Source organism: Saccharomonospora sp. NPDC046836 (assembly GCF_040645195.1).
Taxonomy (GTDB): Bacteria; Actinomycetota; Actinomycetes; order Mycobacteriales; family Pseudonocardiaceae; genus Prauserella_A.
This window is the reverse complement of sequence record NZ_JBEYXW010000054.1, coordinates 1-25,917: the sequence shown is the minus strand read 5'-3', so window position 1 is coordinate 25,917 and position 25,917 is coordinate 1. Positions and strand designations below refer to the sequence as shown.

Sequence of the window (25,917 nt, the reverse complement as noted above, 5' to 3'; positions counted from 1 at the left end):
CAGCAGCTGACCCAGCGAAACCGCTCCTGACGGACAACGGAGTTCGAATGTCCCATACGTCCAGCAGGCGGCAGCTCCTACGCGTCGCTACGCGGCCCTGGGGGTCACCGAGGCCCACGACGACGACGTCGCCGTCCTCGTCCTCCAGCACCCCGCCCGCGCCGGCGGCGACGCGGAACTCTTCCGGAACGCCGCCCTCGACCTGCTCGGCGGCGTCGAGGCCGCACCCCGGGCCCGCGCCTTCGCCTCCGGGGTCCTCACCAGCTGGCGGTTCCCGCCCGACCTCCACGACCTCGGCGTCCTGGCCGCCAGCGAACTGGTCGCCAACTCCCTCCAGCACGGCACCCCGCCGATGCGCCTCAGACTCCGCAGAACCGACCGCCGCCTGATCATCGAGGTCACCGACGGCGACGACCACCTCCCGCGCCGCCGCCGAGCCGAGGCGGGCGACGAGGCCGGCCGCGGGATCGCCATCATCGCCACCATCGCCTCCAGCTGGGGCAGCAGACGCACCCCCGGCGGAGGCAAGTCCGTCTGGTGCGAATTCGCCCTCCCCACCACCTGACACGCGAACAGCGCGCCCGCCCCCGGTCAGGGGACGGACGCGCTCCGTACGACTCCTACACGCGCGACGGCGTCGACTCGGCCGTCCCCACGACCGGTACGGCCGCTACGGCGCCCTCCTCCGGACGCCCCACCGCGACCACCCGGCTCCCCACCGGCTCCGGCTTGTCCTGCTGAGGCAGCAGCACCCGCCCCAGCCGCAGCGCCAGCACCGAGATCAGCAGCGAGAACAGCACGAACGTCACGATGTACGGCCCGTGCAGCGTCGCCCCCATCGGCCCGCCCACCGCGGGCCCCACCGCCAGCGCCAACTGCTTCACCAGCGCGAAGGCCGAGTTGTACTGCCCCACCATCCGCGCCGGCGCCAGGTCCGCCACCAGCGGCGCCACCGTCGGCGCCAGCATCGCCTCACCGAGCCCGAAGAGCGCGTACGTGGAGATGAAAGCGGCCGTCGCCATGGCCTCGCTGCCGTGCCCGAGACCGGCGTAACCGGCGGCCAGCCAGGCCACCGTCCAGATCAGCCCGACCAGCGCCACGACCCGGCTGCGCCGACGCCGCTCGACCAGCTTCAGGACCGCGAACTGCGCGATCACGATCATCGCGGTGTTGGCCGCCAGCGCCACACCCAGCGTCGACGGGGAGATGCCCGCCGCCTCCACGCCGTAGGCGGACAGGCCCGACTCGAACTGGCCGTAGCAGGCGAAGAACAGCACGAAGCCCAGCACGCACAGCTGCATCATGGCGCGGTGGCGCAGCAGCGCCCGAATGCCCCCGCCGCCGGCAGGAGCCTCGGCCCCGGGCGCCTGGTCCGTGATGACCGGGCTCTGCGGCAGGCGCACGGTGAGGGCGACGCCGGCCAGTACCAGGAACATCACCGCCTCGATCGAGAAGAGCAGCAGGAACGACCCCGACCGGTGCTCGTCCACGATCTGGCCACCGATGAGCCCGCCCACGCCGAGGCCGAGGTTCTGCAGGAAGAACTGCATGGTGAAGGCCCGGGTGCGGGTCAGCGGCGTGGAGCACCAGACGATCATCGTGGCCAGGGCCGGCTGCAGCACGGCCGAACCGGCGCCCAGCAGCGTCGCCGCCAGCACCGCGGTCACCGCGGTCGAGGCGAACCCCAGGCAGAGCGCGCCCACCGCACCCAGTACGGAGGCGGCCACGACGACGGGCAGTGGCCCGCGCCGGTCGATCACCCGCCCCACCACCGGCAGGACGACCAGCGCCGCCATCGCGAACGCGGCGAGGACGAACCCCGCCGTACCCGCACCCAGCCCACGCACCTGCGCCACGTAGACGTAGAGGAACGGGACCGTGAACCCGATCCCGAACGCAGCGAGGGCACTGCCCAGCTGAATCCTGTGCAGCGCCGCACCCATCGCCCTGGTCACTTTCACCTGCCTTAGAGTCGTAAGACTTCAGAGCTAAACTTCGAAGCTAAACGATACATGCCGAAGAACTTCAACGCCAAGGCGAGCCGTGCCATACTGCCGCCCATGGCCGACACCCCTGACGCCGAGCCGTCCATCGAGGAGCAGATCGCCGCCTACCAGCGGGAGTTTCAGGACCTCGACCCCCAGGTGGAGCAGATCGTCTCGGCCCTGGGACGCCTCAACCGGCGGATGAACGTCGCTTACAACCGGCAGACCGCCGCCCTCGACCTGACCAACGCCGAGTGGGAGGTCCTCAAGGCCCTCGTCCTTTCCGGCGCCCCGTACCGGCTCGGTCCGGGCGAGCTGGCCAAGCGCCTGGGCCTGACCCCGGCCGCCATGACCCACCGCATCGACCGCATGGTCGCCGAGGGCCTGGTCACCCGGGACCGCGACGAGGCGAACCGGGTCCGGGTGATCGTGGAGATCACGCCCGAGGGCCGCGAGAAGTGGCTGGACGCCATGCGGCTCGCCAGCGTCTTCGAGGAGGAGCTGCTCCAAGACCTCGACGACGGCGAGCGGAACAAGCTCGGCGAGGTGCTGACCCGGCTCCTGCGCAGGGTCGAGGACGCCCAGCCGGACGCCGAGGGCCGGCTCGCGGACCTGGACTGAGACGGACCGCAGACCGGGGTTGACACGCCCCGGCCGGATCTGTAAGGTACCCCGAGCTGCCACAGCCCGACAGGTGCTCCGGGCAGCACCTCAGCCGCGCAAGGTCGCGGCACTCCACACCCCAGCAGGATCCCTTCCGGGACGATTCTCGGCATGCCGTCATGGCCGCCTGGAATTCGCTTTCCGGAACTGATGCATCTCGCTCGGACCGCATCGGCCCGATTATGAGTTGCGGCGGGAATCCACTAGGGTTCTGGACGTCGGAACGGCCTAACAGCCGCGAGGACGAGACCCGCTGACTGGGAATCAGGCCCGAAAGGATCTGATAGAGTCGGAACCGCCGGAAAGGGAAAAGCGAAGCGGAAACGCGGAGCTGGAACCGGAAAGGCACCGAGGAAATCGGACACGAAAGAGTCTGGTAGAGTCGGGAACACGAAATACCGAAGGGAAGCGCCCGGAGGAAAGCCCGAGAGGGTGAGTACGAAGGAAGCGTCCGTTCCTTGAGAACTCAACAGCGTGCTAAAAGTCAACGCCAGATATGTTGATACCCCGACCGGCCAGGTTTCTGGTTGGTTGAGGTTCCTTTGAAATACAACAGCGAGGACGCTGTGTGCGGCAGGGACTATTCCTCCTTGTCGTACCGCTCTCATGTCTGTTGCACCCGATTACGGGTACACATTCACGGAGAGTTTGATCCTGGCTCAGGACGAACGCTGGCGGCGTGCTTAACACATGCAAGTCGAACGATGAACCGCTTTCGGGCGGGGATTAGTGGCGAACGGGTGAGTAACACGTGGGCAATCTGCCCTGCACTCTGGGACAAGCCCTGGAAACGGGGTCTAATACCGGATATGACCGTCTGCCGCATGGTGGATGGTGTAAAGCTCCGGCGGTGCAGGATGAGCCCGCGGCCTATCAGCTTGTTGGTGAGGTAGTGGCTCACCAAGGCGACGACGGGTAGCCGGCCTGAGAGGGCGACCGGCCACACTGGGACTGAGACACGGCCCAGACTCCTACGGGAGGCAGCAGTGGGGAATATTGCACAATGGGCGAAAGCCTGATGCAGCGACGCCGCGTGAGGGATGACGGCCTTCGGGTTGTAAACCTCTTTCAGCAGGGAAGAAGCGAAAGTGACGGTACCTGCAGAAGAAGCGCCGGCTAACTACGTGCCAGCAGCCGCGGTAATACGTAGGGCGCAAGCGTTGTCCGGAATTATTGGGCGTAAAGAGCTCGTAGGCGGCTTGTCACGTCGGTTGTGAAAGCCCGGGGCTTAACCCCGGGTCTGCAGTCGATACGGGCAGGCTAGAGTTCGGTAGGGGAGATCGGAATTCCTGGTGTAGCGGTGAAATGCGCAGATATCAGGAGGAACACCGGTGGCGAAGGCGGATCTCTGGGCCGATACTGACGCTGAGGAGCGAAAGCGTGGGGAGCGAACAGGATTAGATACCCTGGTAGTCCACGCCGTAAACGGTGGGCACTAGGTGTGGGCAACATTCCACGTTGTCCGTGCCGCAGCTAACGCATTAAGTGCCCCGCCTGGGGAGTACGGCCGCAAGGCTAAAACTCAAAGGAATTGACGGGGGCCCGCACAAGCGGCGGAGCATGTGGCTTAATTCGACGCAACGCGAAGAACCTTACCAAGGCTTGACATACACCGGAAACGTCTGGAGACAGGCGCCCCCTTGTGGTCGGTGTACAGGTGGTGCATGGCTGTCGTCAGCTCGTGTCGTGAGATGTTGGGTTAAGTCCCGCAACGAGCGCAACCCTTGTCCCGTGTTGCCAGCAGGCCCTTGTGGTGCTGGGGACTCACGGGAGACCGCCGGGGTCAACTCGGAGGAAGGTGGGGACGACGTCAAGTCATCATGCCCCTTATGTCTTGGGCTGCACACGTGCTACAATGGCCGGTACAATGAGCTGCGATACCGTGAGGTGGAGCGAATCTCAAAAAGCCGGTCTCAGTTCGGATTGGGGTCTGCAACTCGACCCCATGAAGTCGGAGTCGCTAGTAATCGCAGATCAGCATTGCTGCGGTGAATACGTTCCCGGGCCTTGTACACACCGCCCGTCACGTCACGAAAGTCGGTAACACCCGAAGCCGGTGGCCCAACCCCTTGTGGGAGGGAGCTGTCGAAGGTGGGACTGGCGATTGGGACGAAGTCGTAACAAGGTAGCCGTACCGGAAGGTGCGGCTGGATCACCTCCTTTCTAAGGAGCACTTCTTGACTGCCAGCCTTCGGGTTTGGTGGTCCAGAGGCCAGTTCGTCAGCGAATGTCTGATGCTGGTTGCTCATGGGTGGAACGTTGACTATTCGGCACATTCGGTCTGCTGGGACTGTGAGTACTGCTTCGGCGTGGAAAACAGTTCGGGAGGTTGAGGGTGTCGGGCACGCTGTTGGGTGTCTGAGGGAGCGGCCATGATGTGGCTGTTTCTTCGGTTGCCGGCCCCAGTGAACTCGGGATGTATGTCTCGGGGTGGTGGGTGGTTGGTCGTTGTTTGAGAACTGCACAGTGGACGCGAGCATCTGTGGCCAAGTTTTTAAGGGCGCACGGTGGATGCCTTGGCACCAGGAACCGATGAAGGACGTGGGAGGCCACGATAGTCCCCGGGGAGTCGTCAACCAGGCTTTGATCCGGGGGTTTCCGAATGGGGAAACCCGGCAGTCGTCATGGGCTGTCACCCGCTGCTGAACTCATAGGCAGTGTGGAGGGAACGCGGGGAAGTGAAACATCTCAGTACCCGCAGGAAGAGAAAACAACCGTGATTCCGGGAGTAGTGGCGAGCGAAACTGGATGAGGCCAAACCGTATGTGTGTGATACCCGGCAGGGGTTGCGCATGCGGGGTTGTGGGATCTCTCTTTTACGGTCTGCCGGCCGTGGGACGAGTCAGAAACCGTTGATGTAGGCGAAGGACATGCGAAAGGTCCGGCGTAGAGGGTAAGACCCCCGTAGTCGAAACATCAGCGGCTCGTTTGAGAGACACCCAAGTAGCACGGGGCCCGAGAAATCCCGTGTGAATCTGGCGGGACCACCCGCTAAGCCTAAATATTCCCTGGTGACCGATAGCGGATAGTACCGTGAGGGAATGGTGAAAAGTACCGCGGGAGCGGAGTGAAATAGTACCTGAAACCGTGTGCCTACAAGCCGTGGGAGCGTCGCGCATCGAGTTTGCTCGGTGCGTCGTGACTGCGTGCCTTTTGAAGAATGAGCCTGCGAGTTAGCGGTGTGTAGCGAGGTTAACCCGTGTGGGGAAGCCGTAGCGAAAGCGAGTCCGAAGAGGGCGTTTGAGTTGCACGCTCTAGACCCGAAGCGGAGTGATCTAGCCATGGGCAGGTTGAAGCGGCTGTAAGAGGTCGTGGAGGACCGAACCCACCAGGGTTGAAAACCTGGGGGATGACCTGTGGTTAGGGGTGAAAGGCCAATCAAACTCCGTGATAGCTGGTTCTCCCCGAAATGCATTTAGGTGCAGCGTCGTGTGTTTCTTGCCGGAGGTAGAGCACTGGATAGGCGATGGGCCCTACCGGGTTACTGACCTTAGCCAAACTCCGAATGCCGGTAAGTGAGAGCGCGGCAGTGAGACTGTGGGGGATAAGCTCCATGGTCGAGAGGGAAACAGCCCAGAGCATCGACTAAGGCCCCTAAGCGTACGCTAAGTGGGAAAGGATGTGGAGTCGCAGAGACAACCAGGAGGTTGGCTTAGAAGCAGCCACCCTTGAAAGAGTGCGTAATAGCTCACTGGTCTAGTGATTCCGCGCCGACAATGTAGCGGGGCTCAAGCGTACCGCCGAAGTCGTGTCATTGCAGCAATACTCCTAACGGGGGCTGTGATGGGTAGGGGAGCGTCGTGTGCCGGGTGAAGCAGCCGTGGAAGCGAGTTGTGGACGGTTCACGAGTGAGAATGCAGGCATGAGTAGCGATTCACACGTGAGAAACGTGTGCGCCGATTGACTAAGGGTTCCTGGGTCAAGCTGATCTGCCCAGGGTAAGTCGGGACCTAAGGCGAGGCCGACAGGCGTAGTCGATGGATAACCGGTTGATATTCCGGTACCCGCTGTGAAGCGTCAAACATTGAATCCAGTGATGCTAAGCCCGTGAAGCCGTTCCGGACCCTTCGGGGAATGGAAAGTGGTGGAGCCGGTGGCCCGAGCTGGTAGTAGGTGAGTGATGGGGTGACGCAGGAAGGTAGTCCATCCCGGGCGGTGGTTGTCCCGGGGTAAGGGTGTAGGACGTCAGGTAGGTAAATCCGCCTGGCATAGAGTCTGAGACCTGATGCCGAGCCGATTGTGGTGAAGTGGATGATCCTATGCTGTCGAGAAAAGCCTCTAGCGAGTTTTATGGCGGCCCGTACCCTAAACCGACTCAGGTGGTCAGGTAGAGAATACCGAGGCGTTCGGGTGAACTATGGTTAAGGAACTCGGCAAAATGCCCCCGTAACTTCGGGAGAAGGGGGGCCATGTCTGGTGATGAGTCTTGCACTCTGAGCTGGGTGTGGCCGCAGAGACCAGCGAGAAGCGACTGTTTACTAAAAACACAGGTCCGTGCGAAGCCGTAAGGCGATGTATACGGACTGACGCCTGCCCGGTGCTGGAACGTTAAGGGGACCGGTTAGTCACATTTCGGTGTGGCGAAGCTGAGAACTTAAGCGCCAGTAAACGGCGGTGGTAACTATAACCATCCTAAGGTAGCGAAATTCCTTGTCGGGTAAGTTCCGACCTGCACGAATGGCGTAACGACTTCTCGACTGTCTCAACCATAGGCCCGGTGAAATTGCATTACGAGTAAAGATGCTCGTTTCGCGCAGCAGGACGGAAAGACCCCGGGACCTTTACTACAGTTTGATATTGGTGTTCGGTTCGGCTTGTGTAGGATAGGTGGGAGACTGTGAAGCATGCACGCCAGTGTGTGTGGAGTCGTCGTTGAAATACCACTCTGGTCGTGCTGGATGTCTAACCTGGGTCCGTGATCCGGATCAGGGACAGTGTCTGATGGGTAGTTTAACTGGGGCGGTTGCCTCCTAAAGAGTAACGGAGGCGCCCAAAGGTTCCCTCAGCCTGGTTGGTAATCAGGTGTTGAGTGTAAGTGCACAAGGGAGCTTGACTGTGAGACCGACGGGTCGAGCAGGGACGAAAGTCGGGACTAGTGATCCGGCGGTGGCTTGTGGAAGCGCCGTCGCTCAACGGATAAAAGGTACCCCGGGGATAACAGGCTGATCTTCCCCAAGAGTCCATATCGACGGGATGGTTTGGCACCTCGATGTCGGCTCGTCGCATCCTGGGGCTGGAGTCGGTCCCAAGGGTTGGGCTGTTCGCCCATTAAAGCGGTACGCGAGCTGGGTTTAGAACGTCGTGAGACAGTTCGGTCCCTATCCGCTGTGCGCGTAGGAATATTGAGAAGGGCTGTCCCTAGTACGAGAGGACCGGGACGGACGAACCTCTGGTGTGCCAGTTGTTCTGCCAAGGGCATGGCTGGTTGGCTACGTTCGGGAGGGATAACCGCTGAAAGCATCTAAGCGGGAAGCCTGCTTCGAGATGAGTATTCCCACCTCCTTGAGAGGGTAAGGCTCCCAGTAGACGACTGGGTTGATAGGCCGGATATGGAAGCCCTGTAAGGGGTGGAGTTGACCGGTACTAATAGGCCGAGGGCTTGTCCTCAGTTGCTCGCGTCCACTGTGTTGGTTCTGAAACCACGAACACCAACCACACACCCATGATAAGTGGGTTGTGGTTGCTGGTGTGTTTCGTAGTGTTTCGGTGGTCATAGCGTGAGGGAAACGCCCGGTTACATTCCGAACCCGGAAGCTAAGCCTTACAGCGCCGATGGTACTGCAGGGGGGACCCTGTGGGAGAGTAGGACGCCGCCGAACTTTCTTTGGCCTCGGGCCCTGGAAATCTTGTGTAAACAGGTTTCCGGGGCCCGAGGCATTTCTGCGTTCAGGGCCCTTTTTTCTGTTGTCACCGAGGCTCAGAGCTTTCTTGCGGCCTTGGTCGACAGGTAGGCGTCGGCGGGTGCGTAGGACAGATCGGCAGGTGGTGCGTCCACCACCGTGGCCCCGCGTCGGTGGAGCAGGTCGGCCATGCGGTCGCGTTCCGCCGAGCTCGGCTGCCAGGCCCCGGGTGTCGGTCGCGACCAGATGTGGTTCCAGAGAGTCCAGGCTGTTCACCAGGGCCGGTAGGAGCTGGGGCGCGGCCTCGCCCCCCCTCGTCCAGTCGCGGCGCGTCTCCCACGCGTCCCGCCGACGTACGGCCGGCGTCGAGCACGATCAGGGCGCGCAAACTGCCAGGGGCGGGACGCGTCGCCTTCGGGGGACGAGCCTCAGCGGTCCGTACGAGCGGACGGTGACGCTGTGCGCGACGGCTTCGCCTCTGCATGTGGGGCGGAGTTGAGTATGTAGCTCGCAGGTTTCGCCGGTGGCACGTCGACTCGATGCCAGGATGCAGCCGAGGTACCCGGTATGGCGTTGCTGGGCGGCCAGGCGTCGCGGATCAGCGCTCGCGAGGGCCGTGATGACGTGTTGGTGAGCTGGAGACTGGTCTCCGCCATCTCGCCCTGTCGAACGCTTGTGTCACCGAATCGAGTGAAACGGAGCTTTCGCACTGGCGCGGCCGGGGCGTAGTCGCACATTATTGCGACAGCGAGGGGGAGTCGACGGCGATAATCCCCAGCCATCTGGGTTCGAGCAGTGCGACGGGGAGGGAGCTGAGGTCCGCGAGCAGGTGGCGGTGCGTCCGGTGAGAGCCATGGTCCGTCGCCTTCACCGAGGGACGGGGACGCGGGCGAGGAGAGAGGTGAGGATCGCGTCGGGTGTGATGCCTTCCATCTCGGCCTCCGGGCGGAGTTGGACGCGGCGCCGCAGGGTGGGAAGGGCGAGTGCTTTCACCTCGTCACGATGACGTGGTCACGGCCGGTCAGCCAGGCCAGGCGCGTGCGGTGGAGAGAAGGGCGGGAGCGCCGCGAGGCGAGGCGCCGGGGGAGAGCGACGGGAGTCGCGGGTGGCCCGGCAGACGTCGACGATGTACGCGGCGATCTCGGGGGTGACGGAGGGGCCGGCGACTGCTGAACGGGCAGCGTCGAGCTGGGCGGGGCCGGCGACCGGGGGCAGACCGGCGGCGGACAGATCACGCGGGTCGAATCCCCGCGCACGACGTGAGAGCAGCGCGATCTCGTCGTCCCTGGGCGGGAGCGAGACGTTCAAGTTCAGAAGGAACCGGTCCAACTGGGCTCCCGGTAGGGGCTACGTGCCCTCGTACTCCACCGGGTTCTGCGTGGCGGCGACCAGGAACGGGTTCGGGGAGGTGGCGTGCAGTTCCGTCGACGGTCACCTGGCTCTCCTCCGTGGCCTCCAGCAGGGACGCCTGCCTCTTCGGAAGCGTGCGGTTGATCTCGTAGGCGCGCAGGAGGTTGGTGAAGACCGGGCCGGGCTGAAAGAGAACTTCGACGTGCGGGCGCCGAGGACGAGGGAGCCGGTGACGTCGCTGGGCATCAGGTCCGGAGTGAACTGGACGCGTGCGTTTCCAGTTCGACCGCCGCGGCCAAGGCGCGTACCAGCAGGGTCTTGGCGACACCGGGGATGCCCTCCAGCCGGACGTGGCCGCGGGAGTGAAGGGCGATGACCAGTCCGGTGACGACCGGGTCCTGGCCGACCACGGCCTTCCCGATCTCCGCGCGTACCGCTTCGAGAGCGGCGTGGGCCTCCGCGGCCTCGTCTGCGTCGGGCGGCGGTGCTCTCATGACGTGCGTACCTCTCTTCTGAGGGCGTCGAGTTGGTCGGCGAGCCGGACCAGACCGGCATCGTCGGTCGGTGCTGGGCCGAAGAGCAGAGAAGCGGGGTCCTGGTCGGGGGCGTGGCTCTCCAGGAGGGCGGTGAGGGTCGGCGGGAGCACTTCGGGGGTGTCGGCGTCCGCTGCCGCGACACCGTGACTTCGGCGAGACGGGCGCGGGAGGCTCGGAGTAGCAGGGCGGCGGCCTGGTCGCGGGCGTCCGCCCGGTGGTAGAGGCGGGCCCGGCCTCTGTCGTCCCCGAGGCCCGTACGACGACGGTCAGGTCCTCGCGGACAACGGGGCCCAGGCGGCGGCCGCGCCAGATCGCGGCCAGGACTGCGGCGAAACAGAGTTGCAGACTGGCCCATCGCCAGCCTGCGGGGACCAGTTCGAGGAAGCCGCGAGGTCTCTCCGGCGCGGCGGACGCGTCGGTGGAAGAGGGGAGAGGCACCAGAGCAGGCGCGGGCAGGAGTCGAGGAGTTGAAGCGCGAGGGAGGCGTTGCCGTGTTCGTCGAGCCGGTCGTTGTGCAGGATGTCCGAGGAGCCCAGAAGGATGGTCTCGGGCGACGCCGGTGTGCCTTCCGTGGCCGGCGCCTGGGCGGGGAGGCGGAACAAGGAGGCCGGCCGGCGGAGGGGTGGCGGGGTTCGGCGCCGGACGCGTCGGTGGAGCACCGCAGACCTGCCACGTCGGCGTCGCCCGCGCGCTGTGCGGCCGGGAACGCGCAGGCCGGGGCGACGGTCGACCGCTCGGCCGGGGGCCTCGCCTCGGTGCCCGGCGCGAGCCCGGTGAGGGAGGACGAGCCTCGGGCGACGAGCACGAGCCGCGCATCTGCCTCGGCTGCGGTGGAGCGCAGGGCCGACCGGCTGCTCGCCGGCGAGCCGGTCGAGGGCGGGGACCAGCAGGGTGGGGTCCGGGCCTGCCGGTTCGCGGAGAGCGGTGAGGTGTCGACCGGCTGTACCCGGATGCCGTCGTGAGCGAGGAGTGCGGCCAGGGCCCGGCTGCCGCGTGGATCGTAGGAGGAGGGGTCCAGACCGCCGTTCTCGTCGCGCTGTTGGAGGACGGCCAGGATGATCCCGGCCACGACGATGAGCAGCACGGCCAGCAGGACGCCGCGAGAGCGCGCCCACAGAGGCGGAATTCCGTGGCGAGACCGGGCAGGGGCTGGTCATGGGTGCCCTGCCGGGGTCCTCGCGGTGCTGTCGGTCGGTCACGCGCGGCGGAGGGCCGCGTCCAGAGCGGTGAGGTGGCGGTACGTCTTCTCGTCGGCGGTGCGCCCCGGGGCGCGGGCTGAGGAGGCCGCGTTCCTCCTGGAAGTGGTCCAGGGCACGCATCGACCCCTGCGCCGCGCCGTTCCAGTCGTGGTCCAGGGCGTACGCCTCGGCCTGGGCGCGGTGTTCGGTGGCGGTGCGCGTCGGTGGGCGTCGAAGGCAGCGGCGGAAAGTGTGGAGGCGCGGGCAGTACGGCCCGGGCGCAGGGCGCTGGCCGGCGCGATCAGGGCGAGGACGATCACGGCCACACCGACACCACCGCCAGGCGTGGCACCGGCGGCGGCGTCGAAGAGGTACTGGACCCAGCCCCAGAAGGCGGTCCAAGCTCTTTGGAGGAGGTTCGGGTCGTGTTTGTGGTACCGGGGGGTGGAGAGTTCCCGGCGGGCTGCTTCCCGGGCCGGGGCACGGTCCCAGGACGCGGGTGGCCCACCGTCACCGTGCGCGGCGGTGGCCGGGACCGCCCGGACATCCCCCGCCAGGACACAGCATCAGCTCCCGGATGCGGACGGCGGCGGGCTCTCCTGGCTCTGCGTGGCGGCTGCTCTCGTCAGTTCGACGTCGAGGGCTTCGCGGCGAATGCGCTGGTCGATGTAGAGCAGCACGGTCACGCCGGCCACGATCGGCAGCGTCAGCATGGCGCCGATCACCGAGCCGATGCCGGTGATGATCAGGTACGTCCAGCCGAAGTTGGTGACGACCATCTCGTCGAGGGCGCTCGCGGCGCTCTCACCGGTGATGACGGCGGCCACCCGCGAGAAGGGCAGGAGGATGATCGACGACATGATGATCACGAGGAGCTGCGCCAGCAGCTGGATGCCGAAGACGCGCCACCACGAGCCGCGGACCAGCTTCGCCGACCGCCGCATGGCCTTGACGACGCCCTGCTTCTCCAGCATCAGCGCGGCCGAGGAGAGGGAGAAGCGGATCGTGAGCCAGACGGCCACGCCGGCGCCCCCGAGCGCCCCGAGGGCCAGCAGCGCGGCCGCGCCGTCCGAACCGGAGGCCACGCCGAGGAGTGCGCCGGGCACCATCGCGACGGCCACGACGCCGATGGCGATCAGGGGCAGCAGCAGCGTCAGGCCGGCGAGCCGGGGCAACTGCGGGCGGGCGTCGCGCCAGGCGTCGGAGAGGGACACCGGCTTCCCGAGCACCGCCCTGCTCGTCACCATGGTCAGCAGAGCGGTCGCCACGATGGTGCCGAGCAGCGAGACGAGCAGAACGAGGCCCGAGTCGAGCAGCGCGCCGCCCATGGCGGAGAGGAGTTCGTCGGTCGTCGCCGAGGGGTCCTCGAGCGCCGCGACGTCGACGGAGTCGCGCAGCACGAAGCGCTGCAGCAGGATCAGCACCACCTGCGTCGCCACCGCGATCATCAGCGATATGCCGAGCACGGTGCGCCAGTGCGCACGGAGCGTGGAGACGGCACCGTCGAGGATCTCGCCCACACCGAGCGGGCGGAGCGGGATGACCCCGGGCCTGGCCGCGGCGGGAGGCTGGGTCCAGCCGCCGTCACCCCAGCCACCGCCGGATGGTGGCGTCCGGTCACCGCTCTCCGCACGGGTGCGACGCCCGCCCCAGCTGTCACCGGCGCCGGACCCGGAGCCTGTCGTCCCGGGGGCCGACCACTGGCCCGGAGGCGGCTGCTCCTTGGACCACTTCGACGGAGAGGTGCCGGGGCCCGTGCCCTCCGCTCCCTCGGGCGTCGCGCCCTCGTGGTCGCGGTCACGGTCGTCCGAGGGGCCAGGTCCGGGCGCTGCCCAGCCCGGAGTGTCGTTCATCGTCGCTCCTTCACGGTGCCCGCGCGGTCGCGGCGGCCGGTTGTCAGCCATGGTCCCACGGGCACGTCCGACACCGACCGGCCCCCATCGCTGTCCACGCCTTCTTTTGCCGGGTGTCCACAGGGCAGACTGAACGGATGGCTGATCAGTTCACACGAGGTTCCGCGGACATACCGGACTCGATTCCCGCCCTCCGCTGGGAGGAGCCGCCCGAAGGGCCCGTGCTGGTGCTGCTCGACCAGACACGGTTGCCCGGGGAGGAGAGCGAGCTGGCCTGCACCGACGCTCCGGCCCTGGTCGAGGCGATCCGGACACTGGCGGTGCGGGGCGCGCCGCTCCTGGGTATCGCGGGCGCCTACGGGGTCGCGCTCGCCGCCGTGCGCGGCTTCGACGTCGCCGACGCCGCGCGGATGCTGGCCGGGGCCCGGCCCACCGCGGTCAACCTCGCACGCGGGGTCCGAAGAGCCCAGGAGGCCCACGCGGCGGCGGCCGCCGCAGGCGGGGACGAGCAGACGGCCGCTGCCGCGGCCCTCGCCGCCGCCCGAGCCCTGCACCAGGAGGACGCCGAGAGCAGCCGGCGCATGGCCCGGGAAGGGCTCGCGCTCCTCGACGAGCTGGTTCCCGGCGGGCAGCACCGCCTTCTCACCCACTGCAACACCGGGGCGCTGGTCTCCGGGGGCGAGGGGACCGCGTTCGCGGTGGCCCTGGCCGCGCACCGGGAGGGGAAGCTCCGCCGCCTGTGGGTCGACGAGACGCGGCCGCTGCTGCAGGGCGCGCGGCTCACCGCCTACGAGGCGGCACGGCACGGAATGCCGTACACACTGCTCACTGACAGCGCCGCGGGCTCGCTTCTCGCGGCGGGGGAGGTGGATGCCGTGCTGATCGGAGCCGATCGGATAGCGGCGGACGGTTCGGTGGCGAATAAGGTGGGGAGCTATCCGCTCGCCGTGCTGGCGCGCTACCACCATGTGCCGTTCATCGTGGTCGCGCCGGTGACGACGATCGACATGGGCACCCCGGACGGGGCGGCCATCGAGGTCGAGCAGCGGAGCGGTCACGAGGTGACGGAGGCGATCTCGCCGCCGGGGCGTGGTGTCGGCGGGGAAGCGGGCGGCGGTGTGCCGATCGCTCCCCTGGGGACGCAGGCGTACAACCCGGCGTTCGATGTGACGCCTCCGGAACTGGTGACCGCCGTGGTGACCGAATGGGGCGTTGTCTCGCCCGTGACCGAAGGGGCGTTGGAGCAGCTGTGCGCCAGGTCACGCCAGGTATCGATGAGCTAATGGGATGATGTCGTAATGAAGGGACGCGTTCTCGTCGTCGACGACGACACCGCATTGGCGGAAATGCTCGGGATTGTGCTGCGCGGTGAAGGCTTCGAACCCTCGTTCGTCGCTGACGGCGACAAGGCTCTCGCTGCCTTCCGTGAGACCAAGCCGGACCTGGTGCTTCTCGACCAGATGCTGCCTGGCCGCGACGGAATCGAAGTGTGCCGCCTGATCAGGGCGGAGTCCGGTGTACCGATCGTCATGCTCACAGCCAAGAGCGACACGGTGGACGTGGTGGTCGGACTGGAGTCCGGCGCCGACGACTACATCGTGAAGCCGTTCAAGCCCAAGGAGCTGGTCGCCCGTATCCGGGCGCGCCTGCGCAGGTCGGAGGAGCCGGCGCCCGAGCAGCTCACCATCGGCGACCTCGTCATCGACGTCGCCGGGCACTCGGTGAAGCGGGACGGCCAGTCCATCGCGCTGACGCCGCTCGAATTCGACCTGCTGGTGGCGCTGGCCCGCAAGCCGTGGCAGGTCTTCACCAGGGAGGTCCTCCTGGAGCAGGTGTGGGGCTACCGGCACGCAGCCGACACCCGGCTGGTAAACGTGCACGTCCAGCGGCTGCGTTCCAAGGTCGAGCGTGACCCGGAGCGCCCCGAGATCGTGGTGACCGTGCGCGGGGTCGGCTACAAGGCCGGACCGAGCTGAGATGAGCAGGGACAGTGCCGCCCCGCCGTCGCAGGAACAGGGCAACGGCGCCGGGCGGCCTGTCGGACGGACGGACAGGGGCCCGGGCCTCGGCTGGCTCAGGGAGAGCCGACGGGTACTCCAGGGAGGGGTTCCCAGCAGCCCCTTCCTGCGCCTCTTCGCCCGCTGGGTGCGGCGCCCGCTGCTCCCAGCGGTGCGCCTGTGGCGTCGCAGCATCCAGCTGAAGGTCGTCGTGACCACGCTGCTGATGTCGCTCGGCGTCGTGCTGCTGCTCGGCTTCGTGGTGATCGGGCAGGTGCGCAACGGCCTGCTCGACGCCAAGCAGCGGGCCGCCCAGAGCCAGGCCCGCGGCGGTTTCCAGGTCGCGCAGGACAAGGCGGACACCGCCAGTGCCCGGTCCGCCCAGGACGGGGGCGTGGCCGACGGACGCACCCAGAACGCCATGGTGTGGATGTCCGACCTGGTCGAGCAGTTGTCCAGCGGCGGCCAGTCGGCGTTCGACGTCGTCGCGCTCAGCGCCGACGCGCTCGACGACGCGGGGAGCATCCGGGGGCCCCGCGCCTCCGGCGGCGTCGTGCCCGTGCAGAGCGTGCCGGTCGACCTGCGGCGGGCCGTGGACGAGACCGCCGGATCGCCGGGCGGGCTGTACCAGAGCTACACCCGGATCACCTACGCCAGCCAGGCTTCGCAGCCCGGACTGGTCATCGGCAAGCGCCTGAACGACCCCAACGGCGACGCCTACCAGCTCTACTACCTCTTCCCGCTGACGCAGGAGGAGAAGTCCCTCACCCTGATCAAGACCACGCTGGCCACCGCCGGCCTGTTCGTCGTGGTGCTGCTCGGGGCCATCGCCTGGGTCGTGGTCCGGCAGGTCGTGACGCCGGTCCGGATGGCGGCCGGGATCGCCGAGCGGCTGTCGGCCGGGCGCCTCCAGGAACGGATGAAGGTCACCGGCGAGGACGACATCGCCCGCCTCGGCGAGGCGTTCAACAAGATGGCGCAGAACCTCCAGCTCAAGATCCAGCAGCTCGAGGACCTGTCCCGGATGCAGCGCCGCTTCGTCTCGGACGTCTCCCACGAACTGCGGACGCCGCTGACGACGGTGCGGATGGCCGCGGACGTCATCCACGAGGCGCGCGAGGACTTCGACCCCGTCACCGCACGCTCCGCCGAACTGCTCGCCGACCAGCTCGACCGGTTCGAGTCGCTCCTCGCCGACCTCCTGGAGATCAGCCGTTTCGACGCTGGGGCGGCGGCCCTGGAGGCTGAGCCCACCGACCTGCGCGACGTGGTCCGCCGCGTCGTCGGCGGCGCGGAACTGCTCGCCGAGCGCAAGGGCACCCGGATCCGGGTCCTCGGTGACGAGCAGCCCGTCGTCGCCGAGGTGGACCCCCGGCGTGTGGAGCGCGTGCTGAGGAACCTCGTGGTGAACGCGGTGGAGCACGGCGAGGGCCGGGACGTGGTCGTACGGCTGGCATCGGCCGGCGGGGCCGTGGCCGTCGCGGTCCGCGACTACGGGGTCGGGCTGAAGCCGGGGGAGGCGACCAGGGTGTTCAGCCGCTTCTGGCGAGCCGACCCCGCGCGGGCCAGGACGACGGGCGGGACCGGGCTCGGACTCTCGATCGCCCTGGAGGACGCGCGGCTGCACGGCGGCTGGCTCCAGGCGTGGGGCGAGCCGGGCGGGGGCTCGCAGTTCCGGCTGACGGTGCCGCGTACCGCCGACGAGGCGCTGCGTGGATCGCCGATACCCCTGGAACCCGCCGACTCCCGGCGGAACCAGGGCGCTCAGGCGGACGAGCAGAAGCCTGTGCCTCCCGTGGCACCCGCGCCGCGTACCGATGTGGCGACCACCGTGCTGCACGCGCCGGGCGTCGGCCTGGCGCGACTCTCGGCCGCCAGTCGGACCGGCACGGAGGACAGGGCAGACCGGTGCCGACTGCCCTCGCGGGCGGCGCCCCGGCCCGTGGTGGACCCGACCGCGCTGCCCGGCAGCGGTTCCCGGGTGGTGGCACGGTCCGGCTCCCCGGAGGGCTCCAGGGAGCACCTGGCGGGGGAGACGGCGCCGGTCGCCTCGGGGGCTGCCCCGGACCGGCGCCCGGATGAGCGAACAGAAGGCACCGCGCGGGCGGGGCGTGAGGGCGAGGAGGGGGGCCACCGTGGGGAGTGACAGCGGTCGTCGGAGCGGCGTGCGGCGGTCCCGGGCGGCGCATGAGGGTGCCGAGGAGAGGAGACCCTGGCGTTCCGGGACGTCGCTCTGCGCCACGGCGGCGGCCGCCGCCCTGCTCGCCGGGTGTGCCTCCATGCCCGACAGCGGTGATGTGACCGCCGTCGACGCCACCCAGCGGACCGACGCGCAGGTCCGGGTCTTCGGGGTCCCGCCGCGGGACGGAGCCCGGCCCGAGGAGATACTCGACGGCTTCCTCGAGGCTCTGACCAGCGATGACCCTGAGTTCTCGATAGCCAGGGAGTACCTGACGGAGGAAGCGGCGGACAACTGGGAGCCGGAGCGCAGCACCACGGTCCTGCGGGACGGGCCCAACCGGGGGGCGGAACGCGCCCGGTCCGGCCGCGACGGCGGGTTCCAGTACACGCTGACCGGCCGGATGGTCGCCAGGGTGGACCAGCAGCGGGCCTACCAGCCGTCCGAGGGTGCCTACAGCGAGCCCATCCACCTCGTGGAGGTGAAGGGGCCGGACGGCATGCAGTGGCGTATCGACGCGCCTCCCACCGGCGTGGTTCTCGGGGAGTCGGACTTCCTGCGCATCTACCGCCCGGTCAACAAGTACTACTGGGCGACCGAGGCGTCCCAGCAGCCCGGCAGGCCCGTCGGCCTCGTCGCCGACCCGGTCTACGTCCGGCAGCGCATAGACCCCGTGACGGAGGCCGTGCGGTCGGTGCTCTCCGGCCCGAGCGACTGGATCGCCCCGGTCGTGGACTCCGTCTTCCCGGAGGGCACGCGGCTGAAGTCCGCCACGAAGGCTCTGGTCCCCGACGACCAGAGCCGGCTGAAGGTGCCGCTCAACAAGCAGGCCGACCGGGTCGGCCAGGCGCAGTGCGTGCGGATGGCGACCCAGCTGCTCTTCACCCTGCGTGACCTCACCTCGTCCGGTGTGGGCGAGGTGGAGCTGCTGCGGTCGAACGGCTCCCAGCTGTGCGTCCTGGACGAGAACCGGGCGGACAGTGTGGTGCCGGCGGTCACGGCCGGCCACCCGGACTACCAGTACTTCGTGGACGACGGTCACCGGCTGGTGCGGATGACCGGGGGTGCCGACGGGGAGAGCGGGTCGAGCGCGGAACCGGTGCCCGGTGGCTTCGGCGTCGGTGAGCAGGGCCTGAGGTCGGCCGCGGTCTCGCGGGACGAGGAGCGGGCCGCCGGGGTCTCGCTCGACGGGCGGTCCCTCTTCGTCGGCTCGCTCACCTCGGGGGACGGGCTGAAGAAGACCGAGATACGCAGCCGGGCCGAGTCCGAGGAGGAGCGCCTCTCCGCCCCCAGCTGGGACGGCAGAGGGGATCTGTGGATAGCGGACCGCGACGGTGCGCGCTCCCGTCTGCTGCGGCTCGAGCAGGGCGCGGAGGAGGCGCAGGAGGTCAGGGTGACAGGGCTCGGGGAAGGCTCTGTCCGGGCCGTCCGCATCTCCGCCGACGGCGTCCGTGTCGCCCTGATCGTCGCCGAGGACGACCGGACCTCGCTCCGGATCGGCAGGGTGGAACGCCAGACGGACGGCGACTCCTCTCAGGTGGCGGTGACCGAGCTGCGTACGGCCGCACCGCACATGGAGGAGATCACCGCCATGTCCTGGGCCGGCGGCAGCCGCCTGGTCGTCGTCGGACGGGAATCCGGCGGTGTCCAGCAGCTGCGGTACGTGCAGAGCGACGGGTCCACGCCGTCCGGCGGCTCGCTGCCCGCGCTCACCGGCGTCAAGGAGATCACCGCCTCCGAGAACGACCGGCTGCCGCTGGTGGCGCGCTCGGATGACGGGATCGTGCGGCTTCCTCCCGGCGGGAACTGGCAGACGGTGGTCAAGGAGGGCGCGGCCCCCGTCTACCCCGGCTGAAGCCGGGCTGTTCGGAAAGCTGTCGGCCGGGTGGCGACCGAGCGTGTGTTCGGAATGCGTCATGTGTGGCTGCATGCCCGCATGCCTCCCGGTCGATGCCCGGAAAGTCGATCTCGGGGCGGTTTCACCCGATGCGGTGACGGAGTTGTCCACAAGCGGCCGACTGTCCCCAGGATCCGGTGTCGCAGGCGCTCCGGCTGCAGTGTGCACGGCATGGACACATGGTGGTGGCGGGCGTTCAGCGACCTGATGTTGCCGCTCGACTGCGCCGGGTGCGGGGAGTACGGGACGCGGCTCTGCCGGCGGTGCCTGGCGGAGATCGGCGGTGGAATGGCGCGTCCGGTACGGCCGCACCCGGCCCCCGCCGGTCTTCCGGCCGTACGGGCCGCCGTTCCGTACCAGGGGGCGGCTCGTGCCCTGCTGCTGGAGCACAAGGAGCGTGGGGCGCTCTGGCTGGCGCGCGTGCTGGGCGCCGTGCTGGCCTCGGTCGTGCACGCGAGCCCGGTTTCACGTCACCTGCCGCGGGCGGGGCACGTCCTGCTGGTGCCGGTTCCCTCGGCGCCGCGGGCCGTGCGGTCGCGTGGCCACGACCCGGTGCGCCGGATGGCCTCGTGCGCGGCGACGGAGCTGCGCCGGGCAGGAGTGCCGGCGGGAGCCGCGCCTCTCCTCAGGCAGCGGCGGCGGGTGTCGGACCAGAGCGGACTGGACGCGGAGGGCCGCGCGGCCAATGTCGCCGGAGCTCTACGGGTGGTCCCGGGTGGTGGGGCCGTGCTGGCGAAGGGGCGCGTGGTCCTGGTCGATGACCTGATGACGACCGGCGCGACGCTGGCCGAGGCCGCTCGGGCGGTGCGCGAGAGCTGGGAGGAGGACAATTGGAACCGTGGCCCGGGACTCATGGAGGGCCGATCGGACGGGTACCCGCCGGACTTCCGGGGAAGTCGTGGGGCATGGCTTCCGCGCGCGGCGGTCATCGCCTCTTCATCGTCGTCCTTCGAAATAAACTGGAACTGACGAGGAGCTTCCATCGTTGCAGATGGTGAGGGGGTTGATTCACCTGAATGGAGGTACGCGGCGGTAGAGGGTGACGGCATCCCTCCGAGCGGGATATGTTCGGTGGGGAGGAATGCCTTGACAGCATTCCCCCAATAACCGAATTGCCGGTGCGGTGACGTGATCGTTCACTCGTATCGGTGAGGTGAAGAGCCCGGTCCCGCGGGGAGGAGGAGGTGTAAGTCACCGAGTCCGAGGCTCCGGAACGATCCGGAGCCGGTGCAAAAGGAAGATGCTCCGCTCATGAAGCGGAGCGATCCGGGAACGGAGTTCTGCGTGGACATCGTCGTCAAGGGACGCAAGACCGAGGTGCCCGAGCGGTTCCGCAAGCACGTGGCCGACAAGTTGAAGCTGGAGAAGCTCCAGAAGCTCGACGGCAAGGTGATCAGCCTGGACGTCGAGGTGTCCAAGGAACCGAACCCGAGGCAGTCCGAGCGGAAGGACCGGGTCGAGATCACGGTCCGCTCCCGTGGACCCGTGATCCGGGCCGAGGCGTCGGCGGCCGACCCGTACGCGGCCCTCGACCTGGCCACCGCCAAGCTCGACGCGCGCATGCGCAAGGAGCACGACAAGCGATACTCCCGTCGGGGCACGGGGCGCCTCTCCGCGGCCGAGGTCGTGGACCACATTCCGGACGCGGCCCGGCTCGCCAGCGACGGCACCCTCATCACGGAGCAGGACGAAGAGGCCGTCAAGACCACTCGGATGGGTTCTCTGGAGGTTCAGGGCGAAGGGCCGCTGATCGTCCGCGAGAAGACCCACGCGGCTGCTCCCATGTCGCTGGACCAGGCGCTCTACGAGATGGAGCTGGTCGGGCACGACTTCTATCTGTTCGTCGACTCGGAGACCAAGGAGCCCGCGGTGGTCTACCGGCGTCACGCGTACGACTACGGCGTGATCCATCTCCGGACCGACCCGATGGTGGCCGAGGCGCCCGTAGGCGGCGCCGGAGGCGCACTGGGCGGCTGAGCCGTCGCGACAGGTCCGCGCGAGTGCCCCCGGGAGCGTTGGTGCGCCCCCGGGGGCGCACCCGTCTCCGTAGCTCTGCCGCGCGCCGCCGCCGTGGCATGAAATCATGACCGAGCCGGTCAACCGGCGTACGGCCGCCCCAGGTTGGGGAGGCACGGTGAGACGGGCCACGGCCTTCAGGGGGAGGAACGATGCCGGAGACTTTCGGACCGTTGCACAATGGCGGGCCCGCTACGGGCTCCGGCGCAGGTGCGGGGCGAGGCGTGGTCAGCGGGTTGCCGGGGTTCGCCTCGCGCGGCCCCGACCTGGAGGAAGAGTTCGAGGATGACCCGGTGGAGCCGATCCGGGTACTTGTCGTGGACGATCACGCCCTGTTCCGCCGCGGACTGGAGATCGTGCTCGAGGCGGAAGAGGACATCGAGGTCATCGGTGAGGCCGGCGACGGCGCCGAAGCGGTGGAGAAGGCCGCCGACCTCCTGCCCGACATCGTCTTGATGGACGTGAGGATGCCGAAGCGTGGCGGCATCGAAGCGTGCACGGCCATCAAAGAAGTGGCACCCAGTGCCAAAATCATCATGCTCACCATCAGCGACGAAGAGGCCGATCTCTACGAGGCCATCAAGGCGGGCGCCACGGGCTACCTGCTGAAGGAGATCTCCACCGACGAAGTGGCGACGGCGATTCGGGCGGTCGCGGACGGCCAGTCGCAGATCAGCCCGTCCATGGCCTCGAAACTGCTCACCGAGTTCAAATCGATGATCCAGCGGACGGACGAGCGCCGGCTCGTTCCCGCTCCGCGGCTCACCGATCGCGAACTGGAGGTGCTGAAGCTCGTCGCCACCGGGATGAACAATCGCGATATCGCGAAGGAATTGTTCATCAGCGAGAACACGGTGAAGAACCACGTCCGCAACATCCTGGAGAAACTCCAGCTCCACTCGCGTATGGAGGCTGTGGTCTACGCGATGCGGGAGAAGATCCTGGAGATCCGCTGAGACCGCGGAGTCAACGGCGCCCACGCCCCGGCGCCACCGTCTCCGCGTCACGCTCAGCTCAGTGCGGCTGCCAGTTCGGCGGTGAGCGCGGGGCGCAACTCCGGCTGCGTCATGTGTTCCACCCGCACCTCGGTGCAGCCCACCCAGCGTGCCGCCTCGGCGAGAGCCACCGCCGTCGCTCCGACGGACTTGGCAGGACCGGGACTTCCCGGCAGGTCCCCGCCTAGGGCGACGTGCCGGGCCACGAGGGTGTCGCCGGAACGCGCGGGGTCCACGCGGCCCACCAGCTTGCCGCCCGCGAGGACGGGCATCGCGAAGTAGCCGTACAACCGCTTGGCCTTCGGGGTGTACGCCTCCAGCCGGTGCGTGAAGCGGAAGATCCGTTCCGTGCGGGCGCGTTCCCAGATCAGTGAGTCGAACGGGGAGAGCAGCGTGGTCCGGTGCCGGCCGCGCGGAGGTGTGCTCAGGGCCGCCGGGTCGGCCCATGCGGGCTTGGCCCAGCCCTCGACCTCGACCGGGACCAGGCTGGTGTCGGCGATCACCGAGTCGAAGCTCTCTCCCTTGATCCGGTGGTAGTCGGCGAGGTCGGAGCGGGTGCCGACGCCCAGCGCCCGGCCTGCCTGGCCGACCAACTCGCGCAGGCATGCCTGGTCGTCCAGGGCGTCGTGGAGGAGCGGAGCCGGGATGGCGCGCTCGGCGAGGTCGTAGACACGCTTCCAGCCGCGTCGGCTGGTGCACACGACCTCGCCGTACATGAGCGCCCGCTCGACGGCGATCTTCGTTTCCGACCAGTCCCACCACTCGCCGCCGTTCTTGGCGCCGCCCAGCTCCGAGGCGGTGAGCGGGCCTTCGGCCGTCAGCTGGGCGATCACCTTGTCGTAGGCGGCTTGCGGCAGGTCGTGGTGCCAGTGCGGGCGGTCGCGGTAGGCGCGGCGGCGGAAGGCGAAGTGAGGCCACTCCTCGACGGGCAGGATGCAGGCCGCGTGCGACCAGTACTCGAAGGCGTGCGGCGAGCCGTCCGCGTCGCAGCTCCAGTAGGCGGCTTCCACGGTCGGGCGGCCGACGGCGCCCAGGCGGGCGTACGGCACCAGCTCGTGGGAGCGGGCCAGGACGGAGATGGTGTCCAGCTGCACGGCGCCGGTGGCCCGGAGGACGCCGCGGACGCCGGCGCGGCGGTCCGGTGCACCCAGGAAACCCTGTGCGCGCAGCGCGACGCGACGGGCTTCGTCAGCGGAGAGGCTGGCGACGGGGCGGTGGGCGGCCTGGGTGTCGGCGGCGCTCGGCAGACTCGTCATGAGCGCACTGTAGGACGTGGCACTGACACCGTGAATTGATCCCGAATCGGGGGGTTGGCGAGCCCGGAGCCGGGCATGGTCGTTACAGAGAGTGACGAACCGTGTGGAGGGAGGTGCGGGCGGTGAGGCGGATCGTGGTCCTGATGACCGTGCTGTGGGCGGTGGTGCGGCGCGTGGCTGCCCCGGAGATCCCGAAGGCGAGGGTGGGGCGAGAGGCCGTCCCGCCGCTAGTCTGCGGCCGGCGCCGGGCGGGCGGCGGGTGTGCGCGCCGGCACGTAGGCGTCCGTGGAAGGGAGGCCCACATCGGTGGGGAGCAGTGCCGCGACCCAGCAGTCCCGGCGGACGCCGTTGTTGAGGATGCCCGCGCGTTCGGTCCCTTCGGGGACGAACCCGGCACGCAGGGCCGTCGCGCGGGAGGCCGCGTTGCCCACTTCGGCCCGCCACACGATCCGGTCCAGCGGGATCTGGGTGAACCCCCAGCGGGTGACGGCGTCGACCGCCTCCGTCATCAGGCCCCGGCCGCGGTACTCCGCGGCCGTCCAGAAGCCGAGCTCCGCGGTCCGCGTCGCGCGCATCGACAGACCGATCGCCGCCACCAGGGCGCCGCGGCCGGCGGCGTCCACGGCGCCGAAGGTGAACTCGGTTCCCTGCTGCCACCCCTCGGGGCAGACCCGGTTCACGAAATACTCGGCGTCCGCGCGACGGTACGGAGACGGGACGGTGGTCCACCGCTGGATCGCGCCGTCCTGGCACGCCCCGTACACGGCGTCGACGTCCGCCGCTGTCAGCGCCCGCAGGGTGAGGCGCGCGGTCGCGAGAGTGATCGGCTCCATCCCGTGATGATGCAGGTGCCGAGCGTTCCGGCGCCAGGAGCGCGGGAACCGCCCCGGCACGTTCGCGGTGGCCCGTCCGTTGTCGTGATGGCAGACCTCCCGGCGCGGTGGGGTCCTCGCATACGATGGCCGTTGCCCAAGAGAATTCCGACCGTGCCAGGCCCGACCGGCAAGGAGACCAACCCCCGTGTCCGTCCTCTCAAAGCTCATGCGTGCAGGCGAAGGCAAGATCCTGCGCAAGCTGCACCGCATCGCGGACCAGGTCAACTCCATCGAAGAGGACTTCGTCAGCCTCTCCGACGCCGAGCTGCGCGCCCTCACCGATGAGTACAAGGAGCGCTACGCCGACGGCGAGAGCCTCGACGACCTCCTGCCGGAGGCGTTCGCGACCGTCCGGGAGGCGGCCAAGCGGGTCCTCGGCCAGCGTCATTACGACGTCCAGCTCATGGGTGGCGCCGCGCTGCACCTCGGTTATGTCGCTGAGATGAAGACCGGTGAGGGCAAGACCCTCGTCGGCACGCTGCCGGCCTACCTCAACGCGCTCTCCGGCGAGGGCGTCCACCTGATCACGGTGAACGACTACCTCGCCGAGCGCGACTCCGAGATGATGGGGCGCGTCCACAAGTTCCTGGGGCTGAGCGTCGGCTGCATCGTCGCCAACATGACCCCGGCCCAGCGCCGCGAGCAGTACGCCTGCGACATCACGTACGGCACCAACAACGAGTTCGGCTTCGACTACCTGCGCGACAACATGGCGTGGTCGAAGGACGAGCTGGTGCAGCGGGGCCACAACTTCGCGATCGTCGACGAGGTCGACTCGATCCTCGTGGACGAGGCCCGTACCCCGCTGATCATCTCCGGCCCCGCCGACCAGGCGACCAAGTGGTACGGCGACTTCGCGAAGCTCGTGACCCGCCTGACCAAGGGCGAGGCGGGGAACCAGCTCAAGGGTATCGAGGAGACCGGCGACTACGAGGTCGACGAGAAGAAGCGCACCGTCGCCATCCACGAGTCGGGTGTCGCGAAGGTCGAGGACTGGCTCGGCATCGACAACCTCTACGAGTCGGTCAACACCCCGCTCGTCGGCTACCTCAACAACGCCATCAAGGCGAAGGAACTCTTCAAGAAGGACAAGGACTACGTCGTCATCGACGGCGAAGTCATGATCGTCGACGAGCACACCGGCCGTATTCTCGCCGGCCGCCGCTACAACGAGGGCATGCACCAGGCGATCGAGGCGAAGGAAGGGGTGGACATCAAGGACGAGAACCAGACCCTCGCCACGATCACCCTGCAGAACTTCTTCCGCCTCTACAAGCGCCACGACCACAACGACAAG

At 68.1% G+C, this 25,917-nt stretch carries 15 protein-coding genes, 3 rRNA genes and 2 pseudogenes; 13 read left to right on the top strand and 7 right to left on the bottom strand.

All coding sequences use genetic code 11. The features are described from left to right. Nucleotides 1-97: 97 nt before the first annotated feature. Nucleotides 98-565, top strand: coding sequence for an ATP-binding protein (locus tag ABZ863_RS32945; RefSeq protein WP_358543444.1), 468 nt, complete (start codon nt 98-100; stop codon nt 563-565). Nucleotides 566-620: 55 nt separating this feature from the next. Here the strand turns inward: ABZ863_RS32945 and ABZ863_RS32940 are convergent, their stop codons facing one another. After that, a complete protein-coding gene (locus ABZ863_RS32940; protein WP_358543438.1) occupies nt 621-1,955 on the bottom strand; it encodes an MFS transporter in 1,335 nt (444 codons plus the stop codon). Between the two features lie 105 nt (nt 1,956-2,060). Here ABZ863_RS32940 and ABZ863_RS32935 point away from each other — a divergent pair, with 105 nt between their 5' ends. The 4 genes from ABZ863_RS32935 to rrf all read left to right on the top strand — a co-directional run bounded on the left by ABZ863_RS32935 (nt 2,061) and on the right by rrf (nt 8,467). Further along, nucleotides 2,061-2,606 (top strand): MarR family transcriptional regulator, encoded by a 546-nt coding sequence (locus ABZ863_RS32935; RefSeq protein WP_023418161.1) that lies wholly within the window; start codon nt 2,061-2,063, stop codon nt 2,604-2,606. A 678-nt stretch (nt 2,607-3,284) separates the two neighbouring features. Then, nucleotides 3,285-4,811: ribosomal RNA gene (locus tag ABZ863_RS32930) — 16S ribosomal RNA — on the top strand. A gap of 321 nt (nt 4,812-5,132) precedes the next feature. Next, nucleotides 5,133-8,255 (top strand): 23S ribosomal RNA (locus ABZ863_RS32925). Between the two features lie 95 nt (nt 8,256-8,350). Continuing rightward, nucleotides 8,351-8,467, top strand: a 5S ribosomal RNA gene (rrf, locus tag ABZ863_RS32920). The 16S, 23S and 5S rRNA genes sit together here, the layout of an rRNA operon. Before the next feature lie 888 nt (nt 8,468-9,355). Here rrf and ABZ863_RS32915 read toward each other — a convergent pair. The 4 genes and pseudogenes from ABZ863_RS32915 to ABZ863_RS32900 form a co-directional block, all read right to left on the bottom strand. After that, nucleotides 9,356-10,332: pseudogene (locus ABZ863_RS32915) on the bottom strand (MoxR family ATPase). Beyond that, nucleotides 10,329-10,484, bottom strand: coding sequence for a hypothetical protein (locus ABZ863_RS32910; protein WP_358196747.1), 156 nt, complete (start codon nt 10,482-10,484; stop codon nt 10,329-10,331). The pseudogene ABZ863_RS32915 and the gene ABZ863_RS32910 overlap by 4 nt, the downstream one beginning before the upstream one ends. A gap of 602 nt (nt 10,485-11,086) precedes the next feature. Further along, nucleotides 11,087-11,443, bottom strand: a pseudogene (locus ABZ863_RS32905) (hypothetical protein); the annotation flags it as partial. 675 nt (nt 11,444-12,118) lie between these two features. Next, the gene (locus ABZ863_RS32900) at nt 12,119-13,405 is read right to left on the bottom strand and encodes a hypothetical protein (RefSeq protein WP_128462433.1); all 1,287 of its coding nucleotides are present in this window, start codon (nt 13,403-13,405) and stop codon (nt 12,119-12,121) included. 137 nt (nt 13,406-13,542) lie between these two features. Between ABZ863_RS32900 and mtnA the strand changes: the two genes are divergently transcribed. The 7 genes from mtnA to ABZ863_RS32865 all read left to right on the top strand — a co-directional run bounded on the left by mtnA (nt 13,543) and on the right by ABZ863_RS32865 (nt 22,450). Next, nucleotides 13,543-14,688 (top strand): S-methyl-5-thioribose-1-phosphate isomerase, encoded by a 1,146-nt coding sequence (gene mtnA / locus ABZ863_RS32895; protein ID WP_037787140.1) that lies wholly within the window; start codon nt 13,543-13,545, stop codon nt 14,686-14,688. Nucleotides 14,689-14,703: 15 nt separating this feature from the next. After that, on the top strand, nt 14,704-15,381 hold the full coding sequence (gene mtrA, locus ABZ863_RS32890; RefSeq protein WP_003950455.1) for a two-component system response regulator MtrA: 678 nt from the start codon (nt 14,704-14,706) through the stop codon (nt 15,379-15,381). A 1-nt stretch (nt 15,382) separates the two neighbouring features. After that, complete coding sequence (gene mtrB, locus ABZ863_RS32885; RefSeq protein ID WP_037969482.1) at nt 15,383-17,548, top strand: MtrAB system histidine kinase MtrB; 2,166 nt, start codon at nt 15,383-15,385, stop codon at nt 17,546-17,548. A 133-nt stretch (nt 17,549-17,681) separates the two neighbouring features. Then, nucleotides 17,682-19,436: an LpqB family beta-propeller domain-containing protein gene (locus ABZ863_RS32880; RefSeq protein ID WP_358543435.1), complete on the top strand. Its 1,755-nt coding sequence runs from the start codon at nt 17,682-17,684 to the stop codon at nt 19,434-19,436. 213 nt (nt 19,437-19,649) lie between these two features. Next, the gene (locus tag ABZ863_RS32875) at nt 19,650-20,447 is read left to right on the top strand and encodes a ComF family protein (RefSeq protein WP_358543433.1); all 798 of its coding nucleotides are present in this window, start codon (nt 19,650-19,652) and stop codon (nt 20,445-20,447) included. A 282-nt stretch (nt 20,448-20,729) separates the two neighbouring features. After that, nucleotides 20,730-21,455: a ribosome-associated translation inhibitor RaiA gene (raiA, locus tag ABZ863_RS32870; RefSeq protein ID WP_023417418.1), complete on the top strand. Its 726-nt coding sequence runs from the start codon at nt 20,730-20,732 to the stop codon at nt 21,453-21,455. 191 nt (nt 21,456-21,646) lie between these two features. Next, the gene (locus ABZ863_RS32865; protein ID WP_033949584.1) at nt 21,647-22,450 is read left to right on the top strand and encodes a response regulator transcription factor; all 804 of its coding nucleotides are present in this window, start codon (nt 21,647-21,649) and stop codon (nt 22,448-22,450) included. A gap of 53 nt (nt 22,451-22,503) precedes the next feature. Here ABZ863_RS32865 and ABZ863_RS32860 read toward each other — a convergent pair whose 3' ends face one another. Then, complete coding sequence (locus ABZ863_RS32860) at nt 22,504-23,745, bottom strand: crosslink repair DNA glycosylase YcaQ family protein (protein ID WP_023417416.1); 1,242 nt, start codon at nt 23,743-23,745, stop codon at nt 22,504-22,506. A gap of 227 nt (nt 23,746-23,972) precedes the next feature. Beyond that, nucleotides 23,973-24,578: a GNAT family protein gene (locus ABZ863_RS32855; RefSeq protein WP_128462437.1), complete on the bottom strand. Its 606-nt coding sequence runs from the start codon at nt 24,576-24,578 to the stop codon at nt 23,973-23,975. Between the two features lie 208 nt (nt 24,579-24,786). Between ABZ863_RS32855 and ABZ863_RS32850 the strand changes: the two genes are divergently transcribed. Continuing rightward, nucleotides 24,787-25,917: DEAD/DEAH box helicase (locus ABZ863_RS32850; RefSeq protein WP_358543441.1), on the top strand; the 1,131-nt coding region annotated here is incomplete at its 3' end.

Bases quoted from the DNA above. Each gene is read 5' to 3' on its own strand.
- ABZ863_RS32935 (WP_023418161.1), top strand. From the start codon at position 2,061: ATGGCCGACACCCCTGACGCCGAGCCGTCCATCGAGGAGCAGATCGCC.
- ABZ863_RS32900 (WP_128462433.1), bottom strand. From the start codon at position 13,405: ATGAACGACACTCCGGGCTGGGCAGCGCCCGGACCTGGCCCCTCGGAC.
- mtnA (WP_037787140.1), top strand. From the start codon at position 13,543: ATGGCTGATCAGTTCACACGAGGTTCCGCGGACATACCGGACTCGATT.
- mtrA (WP_003950455.1), top strand. From the start codon at position 14,704: ATGAAGGGACGCGTTCTCGTCGTCGACGACGACACCGCATTGGCGGAA.
- mtrB (WP_037969482.1), top strand. From the start codon at position 15,383: ATGAGCAGGGACAGTGCCGCCCCGCCGTCGCAGGAACAGGGCAACGGC.
- ABZ863_RS32880 (WP_358543435.1), top strand. From the start codon at position 17,682: ATGCCCGACAGCGGTGATGTGACCGCCGTCGACGCCACCCAGCGGACC.
- ABZ863_RS32875 (WP_358543433.1), top strand. From the start codon at position 19,650: ATGGACACATGGTGGTGGCGGGCGTTCAGCGACCTGATGTTGCCGCTC.
- raiA (WP_023417418.1), top strand. From the start codon at position 20,730: ATGAAGCGGAGCGATCCGGGAACGGAGTTCTGCGTGGACATCGTCGTC.
- ABZ863_RS32865 (WP_033949584.1), top strand. From the start codon at position 21,647: ATGCCGGAGACTTTCGGACCGTTGCACAATGGCGGGCCCGCTACGGGC.
- ABZ863_RS32860 (WP_023417416.1), bottom strand. From the start codon at position 23,745: ATGACGAGTCTGCCGAGCGCCGCCGACACCCAGGCCGCCCACCGCCCC.
- ABZ863_RS32855 (WP_128462437.1), bottom strand. From the start codon at position 24,578: ATGGAGCCGATCACTCTCGCGACCGCGCGCCTCACCCTGCGGGCGCTG.